This is a genomic window from Bacillus sp. V33-4, assembly GCF_002860225.1.
Classification (GTDB): Bacteria; Bacillota; Bacilli; order Bacillales; family Cytobacillaceae; genus Bacillus_BJ; species Bacillus_BJ canaveralius.
In genome coordinates this window covers 41,709-60,129 of sequence record NZ_PGVC01000009.1, presented here as the reverse complement: position 1 = coordinate 60,129, position 18,421 = coordinate 41,709, and the positions used below count along the sequence as shown (strand labels likewise).

17 protein-coding genes are annotated in these 18,421 nt (G+C 40.6%); 10 read left to right on the top strand and 7 right to left on the bottom strand.

Annotation, left to right across the window (positions count from 1 at the left end; all coding sequences use genetic code 11):
- Positions 1-44: 44 nt before the first annotated feature.
- Positions 45-998, bottom strand: a complete 954-nt coding sequence (locus CVD23_RS04105; RefSeq protein WP_101665274.1) for a Gfo/Idh/MocA family protein — start codon at positions 996-998, stop codon at positions 45-47.
- Between the two features lie 240 nt (positions 999-1,238).
- On the opposite strand from CVD23_RS04105, the gene coaW reads away from it, so the two are divergent.
- The 3 genes from coaW to CVD23_RS04090 all read left to right on the top strand — a co-directional run bounded on the left by coaW (position 1,239) and on the right by CVD23_RS04090 (position 4,812).
- On the top strand, positions 1,239-2,048 hold the full coding sequence (gene coaW / locus CVD23_RS04100; protein ID WP_101665273.1) for a type II pantothenate kinase: 810 nt from the start codon (positions 1,239-1,241) through the stop codon (positions 2,046-2,048).
- A 31-nt stretch (positions 2,049-2,079) separates the two neighbouring features.
- Positions 2,080-3,987, top strand: coding sequence for a selenocysteine-specific translation elongation factor (gene selB, locus CVD23_RS04095; RefSeq protein ID WP_101665272.1), 1,908 nt, complete (start codon positions 2,080-2,082; stop codon positions 3,985-3,987).
- Between the two features lie 228 nt (positions 3,988-4,215).
- The gene (locus tag CVD23_RS04090; RefSeq protein WP_101665271.1) at positions 4,216-4,812 is read left to right on the top strand and encodes a M15 family metallopeptidase; all 597 of its coding nucleotides are present in this window, start codon (positions 4,216-4,218) and stop codon (positions 4,810-4,812) included.
- A gap of 57 nt (positions 4,813-4,869) precedes the next feature.
- Here the strand turns inward: CVD23_RS04090 and CVD23_RS04085 are convergent, their stop codons facing one another.
- Positions 4,870-5,907, bottom strand: coding sequence for a M42 family metallopeptidase (locus CVD23_RS04085; protein WP_101665300.1), 1,038 nt, complete (start codon positions 5,905-5,907; stop codon positions 4,870-4,872).
- Positions 5,908-6,134: 227 nt separating this feature from the next.
- On the opposite strand from CVD23_RS04085, the gene CVD23_RS04080 reads away from it, so the two are divergent.
- The 5 genes from CVD23_RS04080 to CVD23_RS04060 all read left to right on the top strand — a co-directional run bounded on the left by CVD23_RS04080 (position 6,135) and on the right by CVD23_RS04060 (position 11,158).
- On the top strand, positions 6,135-6,437 hold the full coding sequence (locus CVD23_RS04080; RefSeq protein ID WP_180955519.1) for a hypothetical protein: 303 nt from the start codon (positions 6,135-6,137) through the stop codon (positions 6,435-6,437).
- Between the two features lie 132 nt (positions 6,438-6,569).
- Entirely contained in the window at positions 6,570-7,139 is a 570-nt protein-coding gene (locus CVD23_RS04075) for an HAD-IA family hydrolase (protein WP_101665269.1), read from the top strand.
- 346 nt (positions 7,140-7,485) lie between these two features.
- Positions 7,486-8,490: a C40 family peptidase gene (locus CVD23_RS04070; protein WP_101665268.1), complete on the top strand. Its 1,005-nt coding sequence runs from the start codon at positions 7,486-7,488 to the stop codon at positions 8,488-8,490.
- A 190-nt stretch (positions 8,491-8,680) separates the two neighbouring features.
- Positions 8,681-10,099, top strand: coding sequence for a PAS domain S-box protein (locus tag CVD23_RS04065; RefSeq protein ID WP_101665267.1), 1,419 nt, complete (start codon positions 8,681-8,683; stop codon positions 10,097-10,099).
- Positions 10,100-10,306: 207 nt separating this feature from the next.
- Entirely contained in the window at positions 10,307-11,158 is an 852-nt protein-coding gene (locus CVD23_RS04060) for a vanadium-dependent haloperoxidase (RefSeq protein WP_257987972.1), read from the top strand.
- Between the two features lie 660 nt (positions 11,159-11,818).
- Here the strand turns inward: CVD23_RS04060 and CVD23_RS04055 are convergent.
- On the bottom strand, positions 11,819-12,478 hold the full coding sequence (locus CVD23_RS04055; protein WP_101665266.1) for a GntR family transcriptional regulator: 660 nt from the start codon (positions 12,476-12,478) through the stop codon (positions 11,819-11,821).
- 151 nt (positions 12,479-12,629) lie between these two features.
- Here CVD23_RS04055 and CVD23_RS04050 point away from each other — a divergent pair, with 151 nt between their 5' ends.
- Positions 12,630-13,403: an electron transfer flavoprotein subunit beta/FixA family protein gene (locus CVD23_RS04050; protein WP_101658559.1), complete on the top strand. Its 774-nt coding sequence runs from the start codon at positions 12,630-12,632 to the stop codon at positions 13,401-13,403.
- 14 nt (positions 13,404-13,417) lie between these two features.
- Positions 13,418-14,395, top strand: a complete 978-nt coding sequence (locus CVD23_RS04045) for an electron transfer flavoprotein subunit alpha/FixB family protein (RefSeq protein ID WP_101665265.1) — start codon at positions 13,418-13,420, stop codon at positions 14,393-14,395.
- A 419-nt stretch (positions 14,396-14,814) separates the two neighbouring features.
- Here the strand turns inward: CVD23_RS04045 and CVD23_RS22295 are convergent, their stop codons facing one another.
- The 4 genes from CVD23_RS22295 to CVD23_RS04030 form a co-directional block, all read right to left on the bottom strand.
- Positions 14,815-15,591 carry an IS1634 family transposase gene (locus CVD23_RS22295; protein WP_257987968.1) on the bottom strand — a complete coding sequence of 259 codons (777 nt, stop codon included), beginning with the start codon at positions 15,589-15,591 and terminating at the stop codon, positions 14,815-14,817.
- Positions 15,592-15,798: 207 nt separating this feature from the next.
- Positions 15,799-16,323 carry a DUF4277 domain-containing protein gene (locus tag CVD23_RS22290; RefSeq protein WP_257987967.1) on the bottom strand — a complete coding sequence of 175 codons (525 nt, stop codon included), beginning with the start codon at positions 16,321-16,323 and terminating at the stop codon, positions 15,799-15,801.
- A 163-nt stretch (positions 16,324-16,486) separates the two neighbouring features.
- Complete coding sequence (locus CVD23_RS04035) at positions 16,487-17,767, bottom strand: TRAP transporter large permease (protein WP_101665264.1); 1,281 nt, start codon at positions 17,765-17,767, stop codon at positions 16,487-16,489.
- Positions 17,764-18,297: a TRAP transporter small permease gene (locus tag CVD23_RS04030; protein ID WP_180954864.1), complete on the bottom strand. Its 534-nt coding sequence runs from the start codon at positions 18,295-18,297 to the stop codon at positions 17,764-17,766. The genes CVD23_RS04035 and CVD23_RS04030 overlap by 4 nt, the downstream gene beginning before the upstream one ends.
- Between the last annotated feature and the right edge of the window lie 124 nt (positions 18,298-18,421).

The window sequence follows — 18,421 nt, the reverse complement described above, 5'->3', positions numbered from 1 at the left end:
ACCAAATGAAAATAAGAGGGGGCAAACGAGAGCCCCCTCTAAAGTCAGCTTTTTAATAGTTTTTCTAAAACTGCCTGTACCGCAAATCCTTGTTCGAAGGTAACCAATTCAGAGTCGTGGCCATTATGTGCTTTGACAAGTTCATCGATTAAGTGAACAAGCGAATTTTTGGTTTCCAACGGGATTTCTTCTGGCTTTTCTCCGTTGCCGCCAACTTTTAAGATTCTCCAATCATGCAAAGAAATTGTTTCCTGAGTTCCATAAATCGTGAATGATATTTTTTCTTCCAATGCAATATCGCTGACACCATCTAAAAGGACAGGGGTACCATCCTCAAGCTTCAGAAATGCCATCATGCTCTCTTCGGAACGGCGATCATCAGCAGGGAAAAGGTTCTTTGCGTGCTCTACGGTCAATTTACCAAACAATTGCAAGATGATTTGGAGATAGTGAGGAAACACTTCTCTCGTAAAACCTCCTTGTTCCTTCGAGGCGATCCAATTATTTTGCTGCCATGGGCGCGGCCATTCATGAAAATAACCTTTCACTTCAATTCTCTTAATCTCACCAACAGTTTGCTTCTGGACTTTTTCCTGGATTACTTGAAACGCAGAACTGTAAGGAGTCGGAAAATTCATGGCGTGGATAATCCCGGCTTCCTGTGCTTTTTCATACATTTCTTTCGCTTCTTCATACGAATTGGCAAGCGGTTTTTCGCAGAGAATATGCTTTCCGCTTTCGATAGCACTGATGACAATCTGGTAATGGTACTTAGGTGGTACTGCAATGTAGACCCAATCAATTTGTTTATTTTTTAATATTTCGTCATAATTGGTTGTCCAGGGTATGTTGCTATATTGTTCAGAAGTTTCCTTGGCCAGAGCTGGATTTGTATCGCAAAGCATTTCTACTGTAACATTGGCATGGATTGCAAACTGCTCCAATAATCTTTTTCCAACTGCTCCAAGCCCAATAATCCCTATCTTTAAGTTGTCCATAATCCACCTCTTAAAAGAAATTGTAACGCAATATATAAAATTTATTATACCATGACAGTGCAAATGATCAGATAACAGGTGAAAGAAAATTGCTAATCGCCAATTTCTTTGAACATGGTTATAATGGCATGGTAGGAGTAGAAAGATACACAATTTTGATTCATCTCAAAAACTGATTATTAGCCAATAATCCAGAAAATTTATACAATGTAAGGGATTACATAATTTGGAGGAGTACAGATGAGTGTCCAGAAGATAGGGATTGACGCAGGCGGTTCTTTGATTAAAATCGCTTACGAGCAATCCGGTTCTTTCCATTATAGAAAATATCCGATCGCTGATCTTGATTCAGCTTTAGGCTGGCTGAAAATGCTTGCACCGGACGCCGCAGTTGCCTTGACAGGCGGCAAATCGGCGCTGCTAAAAGAGCAGTATTTTCAACGAGGAGTTATTTTCCCGGAATTTGATGCTGCTTGTACTGGTGCCGTCTATTTCTTAAAAGATGAGAAAATCAATTTGGATGAGAAATTTATTATCGTTAACATCGGTACAGGCACTTCATGGTTTGTTGTCGAGGGCAGCAACTATTCCCGAATTCTCGGCAGCGGGATCGGCGGAGGCACCTTAATGGGACTTGGCGCTTTGTTAACCGGTGAAACAGATTATTCCCGGCTTATCAAGCTCGCTGAAACAGGCGAAAAAGGCAATGTCGACATGCTTGTTAAGGATATTTACTTCCCGCAGGAACCGCCCATTGATGGGAACCTGACAGCAAGCAACTTTGCCAAGGGAAGCATAAATCCTGATAGTTCAAGTGAAGATCGAATCGCATCAGTCATCAACATGATCGGCGAAACGGTTATTTTACTGAGCATGCAGGCGGCGGTTGCCAATCAAGCAACGAAAATCGTTTATATTGGCAGCACACTGGCCGGAAACGAACCTTTAAAACAGTGTCTGGCATCTTATAAGAAAATGGTCGGGCTTGAACATATATTTTTGGATCACGGAGAATATTGCGGAGCAATCGGCGCCCTTATGTCGTTATAGGCTTCAGACATCCAAAATTAAATATAATGAAATGTTGTTAAAAAAAGTAGGTGGCATATTGGATAAAAGATATTTTACGATCGGAATGGCCGGTCATATTGACCATGGAAAAACATCGTTAACGAAAGCTTTGACGAATGTCGATACAGACCGCCTCAAGGAAGAAAAGGAACGGCAAATATCGATTGAACTTGGATTTGCACCTTTATACGAGGATGAAGAAATCCAAATTTCAGTGATTGACGTTCCTGGACATGAGCGTTTTATTCGGCAGATGATTGCTGGAGTCGCTGGAATAGATCTTGTCGTTCTCGTTGTCGCGGGCGATGAAGGTGTGATGCCGCAAACAGAGGAACATCTTGATATTCTTGGTTTTCTGGGGATACGCAATGGAATTGTCGCCATTACAAAAATCGACCGGGTTGAACAAGAATTTATTGAACTGGTCAAAGAAGATATTTTTGAAGAGTTGGCTGGCACGGTCTTTGAAGATGCTCCTTATGTACTGGTTGATAGCTTGTCAGGTAAAGGGATTGAAGATCTAAAGGATTTAATCATACATACATTAAAACAACAGGAAATGAGAGATATTCGCGGAGCGTTCCGGCTGCCAATTGATCAGGTGTTTACGGTTAAAGGCCAGGGTACGGTCGTTCGTGGGACTGTGTATGAAGGAACGGTTGAGGAAGGCCAGCCCCTTAAACTTATGCCGAAAAGTGTTGATGTACGTGCACGGCAGCTCCAGGTTCACCACCAGCCTGCTAAAAGGGCGTTTGCCGGGCAGCGGGCCGCCATCAATCTCTCAGGTGTTGCAAAAGAGGATATTGAAAGGGGCGATGTTCTTGTCTCTTCCGAACATTTTATTGTGACCCGGACAATTGATGTGGCGATTCGTGTCGCTCCGGATCTCGAACACATCGTCAAACAGCGGATGCCAATCAAATGCCATATTGGTACGGCTGAGGTGATGGGCCGGATCGTCTTTTTCGACCGGAACGAGTTAAAGGAAGAAAACGGCGAAATTCTTTGCCAGCTCCGTCTTGATGAGGAAATCGTAACAAAGCGGAATGACCGGTTTATTATAAGGCGGCCAAGCCCGCAGGAAACAATCGGCGGCGGCTGGGTCGTTGATCCGCGCGGTGAGAAGTACCGGTATGGAAATGATACGATTGAGGAACTAGAGAAAAAGAAGGCAGGGTCCCCAAAGGAGCGAATAATGGCTGCCCTGGCCGAGTCAAAAGCCTTGCCGGTTTTCGAGCTTATGAAAAGAACCGCACTGGATGAAACAACACTGGATTCAGAGTTGAGTAACCCGGAATTTTTATTGTTCAATGGCAAGGATTATACTTTACAGTCGTTAGTCCACCAGCTGGAAGAGGAAGTATACGACCGCTTAAGCGATTTTCACCAGGCGCAGCCGATGAAAGCCGGAATCAACAAGGCTGAGCTGTTGCAAACAATCGATAAGGCCGTTCCAAAGCAGCTGGGAGAATATGTGATCGAACAAGGAACTGCCAATGGAGCGTTTGGCAGGCGTGATCAATTTGTGTTTCTTGCCGACTTTTCCCCGCATGTGCCGCCAAATTGGCAAAAGCGAACGGAAAATCTGATGGAAGAATTGAAAAAGGATGGGTTGAAGGTACGGTATTTTCAAGATTACGTGTCCAATGCGGGTATTCCTGACCATTTAGTCGGCGATTTGAAGCGTCACCTCGAAAACGAAGGTTTGATTGTGCCGCTTGACGACCAATATTATTGGTATGGAGATCATTTTCATCACGCTGTTGAAAAATTAAAGCAAAATACTGGAGCTTCTTTTGAAGTCGGCGATGCCAAAGATGTTCTTGATTTGTCCCGCAAATATATGATCCCTTTTTTGGAACGGCTAGATGCCGCTGGATTTACGAAAAGAGACGAAAATAGACGAATCTGGCTTTGATGTAAGTGAAAAAAATCATTCCGCTCTTTAAGTAGATGTGGAATGGTTTTTTGGTGCAAAAAATGACCTGGAGTAGAGCCGGGATCGTTCATATTTTCGTTTCGCTGCGAGCTCTGATTTTTTTGTCAGGCCGGCTTCGATTCGATTCGATTTAAATTGACAACAATCCATCTTCAAAATGTTAATATAATAATATAACTATATTAAACTATTGGAAGGAAACATGTAATGTTAAAACGCATGGCAAACTTGTTGCTATTCTTACTGATAGCAGTTGGGATTTTGCTTTTTTATAACTTTTATAGTACACAAGTAGAACAGACAAATAGCACAACCAACCTCTTTTCGAAGAAAGATGCGCCGATGCCTGTAAAATTACATCCGCTTATTGAAGATAAAACAAATGAGCTTGTTACGATGATGGCTGATGTTGGGATATCCATTGTGATAACAGAAGGGTTCAGGAGTATTGAAGAACAGGATGCGCTGTATGAACAAGGCAGGACGGCTAAAGGGGATATTGTCACCCATGCAAAAGGTGGGGAATCCTTTCATAACTTTGGATTAGCGGTCGATTTTGCGCTCGAAACACCTAATGGCGGCGTTATTTGGGATATGGAATATGACGGAAATGGCAATGCGAAAGCCGATTGGATGGAAGTGGTGAAAGCTGCAAAAAAGCTGGGCTTTGAATGGGGCGGCGATTGGCAGCATTTTAAGGATTATCCGCATTTACAGATGCCTTTGGGCCTGACGATCAATGATTTGCAGGACGGAATGAGGCCGGATGCGGATGAACAATGGCTCGAAGAAGCTGAAGTATAATGATATTAAGACAACGGCCAGGGCATCCATGCCTAGCCGTTGATTGCTTGCTCTGTACTATTCAAAAATCATTGCCGATAATACATAGTGATAAAGCAATTTTGCGGTGTTTTCAAGCGAATCTCGATGGGTTCGCTCATATGCATGGGAAGAATCAATACCGGGTCCGATCAGGCCATGCACAATATCATGGCCCGAGCGAATCGCAGCCGATGCATCAGAACCGTAGTATGGATATATATCAAGCTTGTATCCAATGTTGTTTTCTTCCGCCAATTTGACAAGGTTTTTTCTCAGTTGATAATGGTACGGTCCACTTGCGTCTTTTACGCAAATCGACACCGTATATTCATCAGTCTGCTGCCCATCACCCATGGCTCCCATATCAATAGCTAAATATTCAACGGTTTCCGGAGTGATGTTGGCATTTCCGCCATAACCGATTTCTTCGTTGTTGGAAATCAGGATATGCGTTGTGTATGGCAGATCTATTTGCCCGGTCTTTATTTCCTTAATTAGTTGCAGAAGCAAAGCAACGCTTGCTTTATCATCCAAATGCCGTGATTTTATAAATCCGCTCGATTTAACCTCGACGCGCGGATCGAACGAAACAAAATCGCCAACCTCAATGCCCAGTGCCCGAACCTCATCTGCGCTGCTCACCTTTTCATCAATGCGAACTTCGATATTAGCCTGATTTCGATCTACTTTTCCTGCATCTTTATATACATGGACAGAGGTTTGGTGCATGAGAATTGTACCTGTGTACTTTTTTCCTGAACTTGTTTCAATCTCGCAGTATTCGCCTTCAATCGAGTTATATGTAAATCCGCCGATTAGATCAAGTGTTAACCGTCCGCTCGGCTTAATTTCTTTGATGATCGCTCCTAAAGTATCAACATGGGCTGTCAGCATTCTATGACTTTCCGTATTTTTTCCCGGAATCGTCGCAAGCAGCCCGCCTTTTCGGTTGCGTCTCGATTCTATGCCAAGCTCGTTTAAAAAGTCCTCTACAAAACTGATAACCTCATATGTATTTCCGGAAGGGCTTGGAATTGAAACTAATTCCTTTAATAACTGTACAGTGTCGTCAATTCGCGGGTAGACCAATCGTGATTCTCCTCTCCATTCGTTTCTCTTATTATACTTGTTTTTCCGCAAATCATGTAGCTAAGCCAAAAATGTACCATTTCACTGTCAATTTTTTTTACCGGGTAACATATGATGTAGAGGTGAATTTTTTTGGCAGAACAGTTTAGAAGCTTGAAAGGGCTGGGTATGTAAAAAATATACAAAATCATCTGCTTAAGGGAGGGTTCATTTTGAGCAGGAGGGAGAGATATCAACTTAAGCCGAAAAGTTTCTTCTTCAAAGGTTTGTTTATTGCCATCATTGTTTGTATAGGCTTGTTTGCCGCTTTTAATCACTATGCGAAATCACAGATCAAAATTGAAGCTCCCGAACAACAGCTTGGCCGAAAAGTCGTAATTCAGCTTCCGAATGGCAAAGAATTGCACACCTTCGAAAAATTAATTATAAAAAAGGAAGAAAAAATGTATTATCAGGGTGAAAGGAATAAAATTGACGTAACTGGCGGAAACATTGTTTATGAAAACTGGGAATAAAATGCCATTCCGAATCGGAAGGCATTTTTTTGTGGAACGGAGGTACAAATATTCTTTCATGAAGAAGAGGAGTATAATGGGGAGAAAGGTCGAATTTTAGAAAAGATACTCTTGCATATTAGAGGTGAACACATGAATATTCTTTGGGATTTTGATGGAACGTTAATCAATACATATCCAGCTTATACGAGAATTTTAAGAGAGGTTCTAGACAACCGGATTTCCGAAGCGGAGGCTTTCGAGCAGTTAAAGGTGTCGTTTTCGCATGCTTTTGAGCATTTTCAGCTAACAGACAAGCAGATTGTACGAGTCCGCAGCGAAGCAAGGAAGTTGCAGGCATGTGGTGTAGAGCCCTTTCCGGGAGTTGAAAATGTACTCAACCATGCAAACAAGAACGTGATTATGACCCATAAAGAGAGGGACGATGTTTGGGATATCTTAAAATATCATCGCATGGATCATTTTTTTGCTGATATGGTTGCCGGGGATGATGGGTTTCCGCGCAAGCCTGATCCGTCTTCGTATCGCTACCTGCACGAAAAACATCAAATCGATTTGGCGATAGGGGACAGGGAGCTAGACATATTACCTGCTAAAATGCTCGGAATTAAAACATGCCTGTTCCAAAATAACACACCAGGTGCAGATTATTACCTGAAATCATATGAAGATTTTAATGCCAGTTTTTTCTCATCGTTTTAAATGTTTTACTGGTTTATTTTTAATGTAATTGAAAATAATTCCTTTATTTTTTGAAAAACAGTAAAAAGAGACTATCGGAGTTGTTAGGGATAAATCTTTTGACCCAATTGTCATACTACTGAAATATAACCTTAACGAAAAATGAATCGAATAAACTAGATTTGATATAAAAGAGTAAACTTTTTAACAACGGGCAGGCTGTTCAAAAAGGTGAATTTAGGATAAAAAAGAGAATATAAGTAACTAATGATTAAATTTTCCAATCACTCCAAATTTTGCGACTTTCCTTGTCACATGTTTCCTACTAATCTAAGGAAGTCAAAGAAATTTAAGGAGTGTTCGCGAATTGAAAAAACAGTTATTGACAGTTGCTGCGGCAGCCGGGATCTTATTTACATTTTTTAGCGCGTCAGCAAGTGCCGGTGAAATTTCTTACAATGTTAAGTCTGGTGATACGCTTTGGGAAATCTCGAGAAGTTATAATGTTTCAGTCAACGATTTAAGAGCATGGAATAATCTATCAGGCTCGCTTATCTATGCAGGACAGCAACTTGCGATTACTACTCCGAGCAATAATACACAACCGTCAACAGTAACAGCTTCCGGAAATACATATATTGTGAAATCTGGCGATAGTTTATGGGGGATTGCAAACGCACATGGAATTTCTGTAAGTGAATTAAAAAATATGAATAACTTGCAGAAGGATATGATTTATCCAGGGCAAACACTGCAGGTAACAGGAACTCGTGCCGCTCCCAGCGCACCTGTAACCAATGTTTCTTCAAACGGTACTTACCGTGTTCAAGCTGGAGATACATTATCAAAAATTGCAGTTCGCCATCAGATATCGCTATCACAATTAAAAGCTATCAATAATCTAAGTTCCGATTTAATACGGGTCGGCCAGGTTTTAAAGGTAAATAACCAGGCTACTGTCTCTGCACCGGTAGCCGTTCAGCCAGTGCAACAAGTGGCTTCGGTAACAAACGGCAGTGTAAACAGTTTGATCACAGAAGCGAAAAAATACATCGGCTCACCATATAAATGGGGCGGAAGTGCACCATCCGGATTTGATTGCAGCGGATACTTAAATTTCGTGTTTAACAAGGCTGGTGTTTCTATTCCAAGAACTGTAGCTTCAATCTGGAACGCTACAGCCAGCATATCCTCTCCTCGTGCTGGAGACATCGTCTTTTTTGAAACATACAAATCCGGTCCGTCACATGCAGGGATCTATCTTGGAAATAACAAGTTTATTCACGCTGGTTCATCCAGAGGAGTAGAAATAAGTGATCTGAATAATTCATACTGGAAGCCTCGTTATTTAGGTGCAAAAACAGCATTTTAATAGAATATACCCTAAACTATTAATTAGAAACCTCCTTTTTGGAGGTTTTTTTTGCTTTTCAGAAAAAATCTTTCCAAACATATTTGAAGAATGAAAGATTTAAAGATATTGACATAGTGCAGCAAGAATTTAATGTGATAAGATGATATGATAAATATACATATATGCATCGAGTGCTATCGGAGGAAACATGTTAAAGTCCAACCTATTTAGAGAAGTTTTTTACCAATCAAGAATTCCACAGGAACTTTATTCGATCGAGCTGCAGGACCGAATATTCAACCAGTCGTTTATCGATTATTTAGGCTACACAAACGAAGAATTGCTGAAAAAGTCCCGCCAGGATATCCAGTATCCAGATGACTCTGACAATGATTTGAATTTAATAGATGAGCTTGTAGCAGGTAAAAGAACCGAATATAAAATTGCAAAGAGATATATTACGAAAACCGGGCAGACTGTACACGGACATACGCGCGCATCTCTTATAACCGATGATAAATCGGGGGAACGGTACATATTATGGCAAATCTTTGATGTAACGGAACAGGTTTTAGTGGAAACGGTCCGCAGGAAAAGTGAAAAGAAATATCGGCTTATCGCGGAACATTCCTCCGATATGATTGTCGTCCACAGAGTGGACAGTTCATATCTATATGTATCTCCCTCTATGGAAACAATTCTTGGCTACAAACCGCATGATGTTTATGGAACTAATCCGTATGAGTTTATCCATGAAGAAGACACGCCCCATGTTAGGGATGTTCATGACGGAGTCCTGAACGGCAAAGATTCAGGACTGGCCACGTACCGTTACAAACACAAAAATGGCACCTATATATGGGTAGAGTCAACAATTAAAGCAGTTTATGATGAAGAAAGCGGGGAACTGCGTGAACTCATTTCAATATCCAGGGATATTCAACAGCGAATTGAAACGAATGAACTGTTAAGAAAATCAGAAAAATTGGCTGTAGTCGGGCAAATGGCCGCAGCAGTTGCTCATGAGATTCGTAATCCGCTAACACCGATTAAGGGGTTTATCCAGCTATTGTCAGCAGATAAAGACGGGTTTAATCCAGCTTTTACGACGATTATTTTGAACGAATTAAATCGCATCGACAATATTATTTCCGAATTTTTATCCATGGCAAAGCCGCATCGTGAAAAAATGGTGTTCCTGGATGCAGCTGAATTGATGAAACAAGTTGTTCAGCTTCTTCAGCCGGAAGCGATTTTGCAAAACAAGGAAATCCATCTTTTTATTCTTGATGATCTTCCAGCTATTTATGGTGACGTCAACTCTCTGAAGCAGGTGTTTATTAATATTATCCAAAACGCTCTTGAAGCGCTCCCGGAAATGGGTACAGTAAATATTTCTGTATTTATGCTAGAACAAGAGATTTGCTTTAAAATTGTTGACAATGGCACAGGGATGCCGAAAGAAAGATTAGCCAACATTGGAGAGCCCTTTTATTCTACAAAAGAAAAGGGAACTGGGCTTGGCTTAATGACTTCTTTTCGAATCATTGAAAATCATCAAGGCCGGATAGAATTTGACAGCGATGAGGGAATTGGCACGACGGTGTCGATATTCCTTCCGCGCTAAACGGGAAAGGTTACTGCGGTCGCGGTAGCCTTTTTTGTTGTGTTAGGTTTAAATCGATCCCGGAAGAAGATGAAGGATTTCCATTTTATGAACTAGTTTTTGAAGAAGAGAACCATTAATTTCCCCGTTTGGTGTACGAGCATTTAGGTTTCTGTGTATACAACAAAGAGGACAAAGCATATTTATATAGAAACAGAAAGTGTGGTGATGACATTGAAGAAAGTGAAAAGGAGCTATCCGCTGTGGACAGAGCTTCCTTATGCAGGTGAAAACCGGCCGCCAACCAATCCGGTTGAACAGTTTGCGGGTCAGTGGCGAACGTACTATATTCGCCGCAATCCGAATAAAGGGTTTGAGACATTAGATGGATGTCCAATAAAGCTTGCGGTTCGAAACCCAAATACAATCGACTGGTGTAAACAACTTGGAATGGTTCACCATGTTTTAGATAATTTAACAGAGAGGCAAATTATTATCGCAAAGTATTGGGGGGGTGGACCTCCTTCAAAGCAGTGGATCCCAATTGTGGAACAATTAATCGACACGTATGGTGTTGAAGCACCCAGAGCAGCCAGGATTCTTGCCGCTTTTTATGCTGGATTAAATGATGCTTTAGTTGCTACATGGTATGTGAAATACAAATGGCTTGTAGCCAGGCCAAACCAATTTGATGAAGATCTTGCTACTGTAATATGTACACCAAGACATCCGTCATACACATCGGGTCACGGTGCGGTCGCAGGTGCGGCTGAGGTTATTTTAAGCTATTTCTTTCCAGCAGAGAGCAAACGTATTCATGAATTAGCTGAAGAAGACGCACTGTCCAGACTTTACGGTGGGATTCACTTCCCTATTGATAACGAACAAGGATTACGTCTTGGCAGACAAATAGGTAGCATTGTTGTAAATGAATTGCAAAAAGACAGTAGTGCTCGAGGACCAGTTGATGTCCCGTATCGTGAGTTCAAAAATGCTGAACTTATGCCACCATATGAACAAGCATGTATCTCTGACTCGGATCAGATGTGTGATTCGTTAGTGATGGATACGTCGTGTTAATAACAATACCACTATGCCACAAGCAAAATTATATTCGTAGATTTACTATTTTTTATAATTTCATCTTTACTCAAACAATTAGACCTCAATATAGAGCTCGGTAGAACTTCAAAACCCTAATATAAATAACAACCTAAACAGCATTCATTTTAGCAACATTTTAGAATATCATTAATAGCAAACAATAACGCTCAGAAATATGGATCTGAGCGTATTCATATATATAATTTTCACAAACAACATTATTTTCTGTGGTGCAGCATGGGTTTTATGCTGATGGGGATTAATGAGCGGTCTTGTTGAAGAAGGAACTAGAATAATTTAAGAGAATCTATTGTTTATCTTAAGAGCGTAAACTATGGAAGATTGGACAAAAAGATACAATGAGTTAAAGAAACTATTGATGGAGTATATAAAAAATTGGGTTATAGGATGGCAGTTATTTATCAGGAAAGAATTTAAAAGAGCAGGAAAATTGAAGCCTGCTCATTCAACTTGTTGCGACCTATATGATTTTTCATGTAGCACAAGCATTCCCCTTTAGCTGCTGATATCCATTAAGTAACACTTTTACTAAAAGATACTCATTCAAACAAGAAAAACATACTGTATTATACTCAATACAAACTTCAATGCCTAATTGTTTAACTAATATTGATATCAGAGAAACTTTTCCTCTTTTTTAATCTTCTCCCATACATATTGCATATGGGCTTTAAAAGCATCAACACACTTCTCTACATTACGTTCATATAATGCTTGAAGAATTGGCTCATGAAGTTTAGCTACTTCCTCTAATTTATCGAAGTATATTTGGTTGGTTAAGTACCATATTCTATTTGAAGCAGAACTCAAGTCTTCCCAGACCTTATACATAAATTCATGATCTGCAAGCTTATAAATATAAGTATGAAAAGCAATATCTATTTGGTTTAACTCCTCCAAATTATTGCTTTCTCCAGCTTTAAGCATTTGTTGATAAAGACCATTAAGTTTAACTAAATCGTCATCTTGAATATATTGTATAGCTCTCTTTATCGCTAAAGGCTCTACAACTTCACGAAAGCTATAAATTTCATTAATATCTTTTTGTGAAAAGTTGGAAACGAAGGTTCCTTTGTGGGGATAATGGATCACAAACCCTTCTTTTTTTAATCTTGACAGCGCTTCTCGTACTGGAGCTTGGCTTACGTTATAAGTCTTGGCTACTTCTAATTCTAAAATTCGGTCACCAGGTTTTAATTCTCCCTTAATGATGGAGTCTTTTAAAAGATTCCACACTTGATCAGACAGCGAATACGTTTTAACTGACTTTGTCATGAATGCACCTCTTATTTATACTTTATCGATAATATATATAATATTAGTCTAAAATCAGTAAATTAGCAAATATATTTTGACAATTCAAATAATGATATAGCATAATATTATATATTATCGATAATATATTTTAGTAATTGGAGGGAGTATAGTGGATATTTTCGTTGTTGTGAAGAGAACTTTTGATACGGAAGAAAAGCTGACAATTAATAAGGGAAGAATCGAAGAATCTAGTGCTGCATTCATTATTAACCCCTATGATGAATATGCAATCGAAGAAGCAATCCAATTGAAAGATAAATATGGTGGTGAAGTAACCGTTGTTACAGTCGGTGGAGAAGATGCTGAAAAAGAGTTGCGTACGGCCTTGGCAATGGGTGCAGATAAAGCGGTATTGATTAACATAGAAGATGACTTAGAGGATGGTGACGAATATACCACAGCTAAAATATTAGCTCAATTCTTCAAAACGAAGAATTTCGATATTATCCTCGGTGGTAATGTAGCGATTGACGGTGGCTCTGGACAGGTATGTCCCCGGCTGGCTGAAATGTTAAAGATACCGTACGTTACGACTATTACACGTCTTGATTTTATTGATAAAACCGTAACGGTGGAACGTGATGTTGAAGGAGACAATGAAATCATCGAGTTATCTCTTCCAGTACTTGTGACGGCCCAGCAAGGCTTAAATGAACCCCGTTATCCCTCTTTGCCGGGTATTATGAAAGCCAAGAAAAAGCCACTTGAAGAGCTGGATCTGGATGACTTAGGTCTTCAAGAAGATGTTGTCGAGTCAAAAACAAAAGTGATCGATATTTACTTGCCACCTAAAAAAGAAGCCGGCAAGGTTTTAGATGGTGAATTGGAAGATCAAGTAAAACAATTAGTGAACTTGCTTCAAAACGAAGCAAAAGTTATTTGAGGGGGAAATTTTTAATGGGACGTAAAATATTAGTAGTAGGTGAAGTTCGTGACGGTGTATTACGTAAAGTATCTATTGAAGCAATCGGAGCTGGTAAGATAATGGCTGAGGGGGGAGAGGTTGTAGCTGTTCTCTGTGGCAGCGGTGTCAGTGATTTAGCTGATGAGATGATAGCGTATGGGGCAGATCGGGTTTTAATAGTTGAAAATGAGTTATTAAAAAATTATACATCGGATGGTTATACACAGGCTTTGATGGCTGTGATTGAACGAGAAAAGCCTGAGGGAATCGTAATGGGACATACAGCAAATGCCAAAGATGTTTCGCCGCGGCTTGCTACTAAGCTTGATTCAGGCCTGATTTCAGATGCCGTTGCTATCGATATTGTGGGTGGAAATATTGTGTTTACCCGGCCGATTTATTCCGGTAAAGCATTTGAAAAGAGGGTCATTAAAGATGGACTCATCTTTGTGACCATTCGTCCAAATAACATTTCAGCACTTAAAAAAGATAAAACACGGTCAGGCGAAGTGCAGTCTGTCAGTGTAGACATTAAAGATTTACGTGCTGTTAGTAAAGATGTAGTCCGTCAAACGTCAAAAGGTGTAGATCTAACAGAAGCAAAAGTCATTATTGCAGGTGGTCGAGGAATAAAAAATGCGGAAGGCTTTAAATTGCTTGAAGAACTTGCCGGGATTTTTGGCGGTGCTGTAGGTGCTTCGCGTGGTGCATGTGACGCAAACTTTTGCGACTACTCACTTCAAATCGGTCAAACTGGTAAAGTAGTTACGCCGGATCTTTATATCGCATGTGGAATTTCTGGAGCGATTCAGCATTTAGCAGGTATGTCGAACTCCAAAGTAATTGTTGCGATTAACAAAGATCCAGAAGCACCTATTTTCAGTGTGTGCGACTATGGTATTGTAGGAGATTTATTTGAAGTAGCCCCATTATTGATAAAAGAGTTAAAACAAGAATTTGTAAATGTATAATCGGTAAAATTTGAGTTGCGTAAAAAAATAATTGATTTGAAACCAGGAATATTCGGACTTGTAGGAACGAACCATGCTGAAATAATTTAAATAGGTCTTCTGCCTATGGTTGTTACAACTCTTTAAAATGCTATCTTTATGACTAAAAACAGAAAGACGGGCGCACACCATTGCTATAGTAAATATATAACAAAAGCACCTCTTTTTTAATAAAGAGAGGTGCTTTTTGTTATACCCCACATTCGGCACGTGATAGTTAGGTTTGGGTCTTTTTTCGGGATGCTTTTTAAAAAAATATGGGAGGCCCCTCCAGGATTCGATTTTTTATCTTTTGATTCTTCCCGATTCGACAGCTTCATGAGGGACTCCCGCCTTGGAACGTTAATTTGGTTGTTTTTCGGCTTTTTTTGACACATAGATTAAGAGGTCGTATCCCGCAAGCTCCAGAATCCGCTTGCTCGTTCACTTAAATTGTCCGGAATAAAACGCGTGACGCTCCCGTTTTGCTCGATGTAGATGAGCCTGATATTCTTCAATTCCTTTAACAGCACCTGTGCGGTCGGCTGATCCACCTTGCGCCGTGAGGCCAATACAAGGGGTTCCTCCTCTTTCTTCATGTTTTCCCGCACCCTGTTTTCAAGGATTCCGTAAACCAGGAGGGCCATGACAAAGACAATCCCGAGGGCTTCGATCCTGGACGGCTTCTTCAGGAAGAAGGCGTCAACCATCTGCGGGCTTTTTAGGATGCGGAACCGCGTTTCTGCCGCTTCCTGTCCCTTATAGTTCCGAAGGATCTCAATATCCGGCCGTTTGTCGGCACTCACGAGGTCGGTGATCAGGATAAAGGTGCCAAGCCTTTGTTTCTCCTTCCTGACTGCTTCCGCATCCTCTTCGAGGAAAGCCAGGCAAGGACGGAAGACGGTTACCGTGTTCGCTGTCTCATCTTTTTTTGGCCGGCCTCTTTTCGGCCGCTTTTCAGTCGTTTCTTCTGGCCGGAGTTCCACTTCATAGGTTAAATAAGGACTGGAATGTTTCGCTTTAAATGTGGAAATGGCCTTCCTTCCGTCTTTCTCGCAATGGTAGGCCGTCGCCTCCAATTTTTTAAATTCCTTTTTCAGGCGGTCCTTCTCTTTTTGCAGGTTTCGGTCAAAGGTCTTTTCCTTCTGGCCGTGCAGATGGTCGGAGTAGACAACCACAAAGCGATACGGATAATCGTCAAGGTTCCGGATGAATGACTGGATTTTATAGGAGGCTGCCCCCTTGTGGGGCTTGAGGGGGCCGACGTCCTGCCACCCCCCCGTTGTTCCAGGCTTCCTCCTTCAATGAATCACTGAGCTTGAACGTATCGGGAAGCCTGGAGATGAAGTGCAGGCTTCCCCGGATGGCACGGAGGTTTTCCTTCGTCACGAGGGCGGAATCAGCCTGATAGACAATCTGGTCCCAGTCATCCTCGGAGAGGATTTCCCTGAGCTTTTTGATGAAGGAGAGGTTCCCTGGTCACTGCCATAATTTCCATAAAGGGAATAGGAAGTAGTATCGTTATGGAGCATCCAGAATGGCAGGCCGAGCTTCCGGCAGGCAGAGATGGCAAGGGTTGAGTACACCTTCCATGGTGTTGCTTCATACAGAGCATCCAGCGCCCGTCCAATGCAGTATTCATTCAGGTCTTTCGCGGCAATATCAGGGTCGAACAGCATTTTGACGTCGAGTGTTTGAAAGAACTCAGAGATATGGCAAAGAGGCTGCCGGTCACACAGGATATTGATGATCAGCGCCTTCAAACGGGTACCGGGGGACAAGTTGCATCGCTGCTCGTCCCATTCCAGCTGTTCATTCAGGAGTTCCTCCAGACCAATTTCATCACAAATGGCCGAGATTAATTGGGAAGGGCCTGGATCAAGATTCAGGATCTGATTGGTTTGTTCCATAAAAAAAACCCTCGCTTATTCTTAATGAAGAATTAGTTCGCCAGCGAGGTGGGAATTCCCTGTAAAAAATACAATTTTTCCATGATTGACCTGCCGAATGTGGGTTATACATATTAAACATACTTATTTTTATTTGAACTTGAAGAAAGTTACTGGAAACATATTATTCAAATAATGCTGGAAGAAAAGTTGATATTTGCGGAGTTAGAACCACGGCAGTTAAAGCTAAAAGCATGGCTATAATGAAAGGGATAACCGATATAGATATTCGTTCAATCGAGAGTTTAGATATCCCGGACGCGACAAAAAGATTTAAGCCAACTGGCGGGGTTAATAAACCAATCTCAGCAGCTAAAACTAAAATGATGCCAAAATGAATTGGGTCAACGCCCAATTGAGTAACCACAGGTAGAAAAAGTGGCGTTAAAATGATAAGTATGGAAAGAGTTTCCATGAAAGTTCCGACAAATAAAACAAGAAGTGTGATTAAGAATAAGATGATCAATGGGTTGTTTGAAATATTTAAAATTTGGTTTCCGATCATTGTGGGAATTTGGTAAATCGAAATTAGTTTTGAAAACGCAGCAGCCGTACTCAAAATAATCAAAATCGAACCTGTCATCATAGATGATGAGATTAAAGATTGTTTTATTCTCTTCAAATTTAACTCTTTATAGACAAAGACTCCTATCAGAAGAGCGTATAAAACAGCAACAACCGCAGATTCAGTAGGAGTAAAGATACCCCCATAAACACCACCGAGAATAATGACAGGGGTAAGGAGAGCCCATTTTGCTTCCCAAAAAGTGCTTATTACTTCTTTCCAGTTAATTTTTTCACCGCTGCCTTTATAGCCTTTTCTTTTTGAAATGATAAAAACCGCACCTATTAAACAAATAACAGCAACAAATCCAGGTCCAAAGCCCGCCAGGAACATATCGCTGATTGAAACACCTGCTAAAATGCCATAAATAATTAGAGGAATAGAAGGGGGGATCAAGATGCCAAGCCCCCCTCCCGATGCAGAAACAGCAGCAGAAAATCCTGGTTCATACCCTTTTTTAACCATTGCTGGGAACATAATCGTTCCGATAGCAGCTACTGTAGCTGGTGAAGAGCCTGATAGGGCAGCAAAGAAAAGGCAGGACAGCATCGTTACAAGAGCTAAACCGCCTGTAAACGGTTTCATAAAAGAGTTTGCAAAATTAATTAGTCGGCTGGATAAACCTCCTGTTTCCATTAAAGAACCAGCTAAAATGAAAAACGGAATGGCCATAAGAGGAAAAGAGGCAAGAGCTGTAAATGCACTTTGTGTAAGAAACGCAGCTGGAATGTCAGAAATAACCAACGCAATTGCTACAGCAATACCTATGGCTATCGCGATTGGAATCCCTACGAAAAGAGACGCCAATAACACTGAACCTAATGCAATACTGGCTGTCATTTTTGAGATCCCTCCCCAAGTGGTAAACTTCTAATATATTGATCGTTTTTTATATTAATCTCCGGTTGTTCCACTATGATAACGCTTTCTATATTTTCTTCATCAATGTTATACCCAGCTGCACGCTTACGCATATTTTGAGTGATTCGAATAGACATAAGAGCAAAACCGATAGGAACAATTAAATAAATTAATCCCATATTTATTCTAGTCACAGCTGATACTTGAATTGAGCTCATTAACTCTTGCACCATTTTTGACCCATAAAAAATCATGTATATATTAAAGGCTAACCAGCACAGGTCAGAAAAATAATACACTTTATTCCCTAATATTTTAGAAAGCATTTTTTGTCCTATTTCCATTTTAAGATGACTGTTATGCTTAGCTGCTAATGAAATAGAAATGTAAACTAACCAAATAAAAACAAACACAGCCAACTCCTCAGACCATTCTAATGGAAGACTAAAAATGAATCTGGAAAAAACTTGGATACTTACAAGAAACGTCATCATAGTAAATAACGCCATGCAGACATACTCTTCGAAGTTATTATCGATCTTTTTTAATAGTCTTTTCATTTATTCACTCACTCTCTTCCCAGAAAATTTAAAATCTTAACTAGTATTATATTTTATCGATAATTCAAAAGTA

Excerpts from the sequence above, each read along its gene's own strand:
- CVD23_RS04105 (WP_101665274.1), bottom strand. The coding sequence starts at position 998 with ATGGACAACTTAAAGATAGGGATTATTGGGCTTGGAGCAGTTGGAAAA.
- coaW (WP_101665273.1), top strand. The coding sequence starts at position 1,239 with ATGAGTGTCCAGAAGATAGGGATTGACGCAGGCGGTTCTTTGATTAAA.
- selB (WP_101665272.1), top strand. The coding sequence starts at position 2,080 with ATGTTGTTAAAAAAAGTAGGTGGCATATTGGATAAAAGATATTTTACG.
- CVD23_RS04090 (WP_101665271.1), top strand. The coding sequence starts at position 4,216 with ATGTTAAAACGCATGGCAAACTTGTTGCTATTCTTACTGATAGCAGTT.
- CVD23_RS04075 (WP_101665269.1), top strand. The coding sequence starts at position 6,570 with ATGAATATTCTTTGGGATTTTGATGGAACGTTAATCAATACATATCCA.
- CVD23_RS04065 (WP_101665267.1), top strand. The coding sequence starts at position 8,681 with ATGTTAAAGTCCAACCTATTTAGAGAAGTTTTTTACCAATCAAGAATT.
- CVD23_RS04060 (WP_257987972.1), top strand. The coding sequence starts at position 10,307 with ATGACATTGAAGAAAGTGAAAAGGAGCTATCCGCTGTGGACAGAGCTT.
- CVD23_RS04055 (WP_101665266.1), bottom strand. The coding sequence starts at position 12,478 with ATGACAAAGTCAGTTAAAACGTATTCGCTGTCTGATCAAGTGTGGAAT.
- CVD23_RS04045 (WP_101665265.1), top strand. The coding sequence starts at position 13,418 with ATGGGACGTAAAATATTAGTAGTAGGTGAAGTTCGTGACGGTGTATTA.
- CVD23_RS22290 (WP_257987967.1), bottom strand. The coding sequence starts at position 16,323 with ATGGAACAAACCAATCAGATCCTGAATCTTGATCCAGGCCCTTCCCAA.
- CVD23_RS04035 (WP_101665264.1), bottom strand. The coding sequence starts at position 17,767 with ATGACAGCCAGTATTGCATTAGGTTCAGTGTTATTGGCGTCTCTTTTC.
- CVD23_RS04030 (WP_180954864.1), bottom strand. The coding sequence starts at position 18,297 with ATGGCGTTATTTACTATGATGACGTTTCTTGTAAGTATCCAAGTTTTT.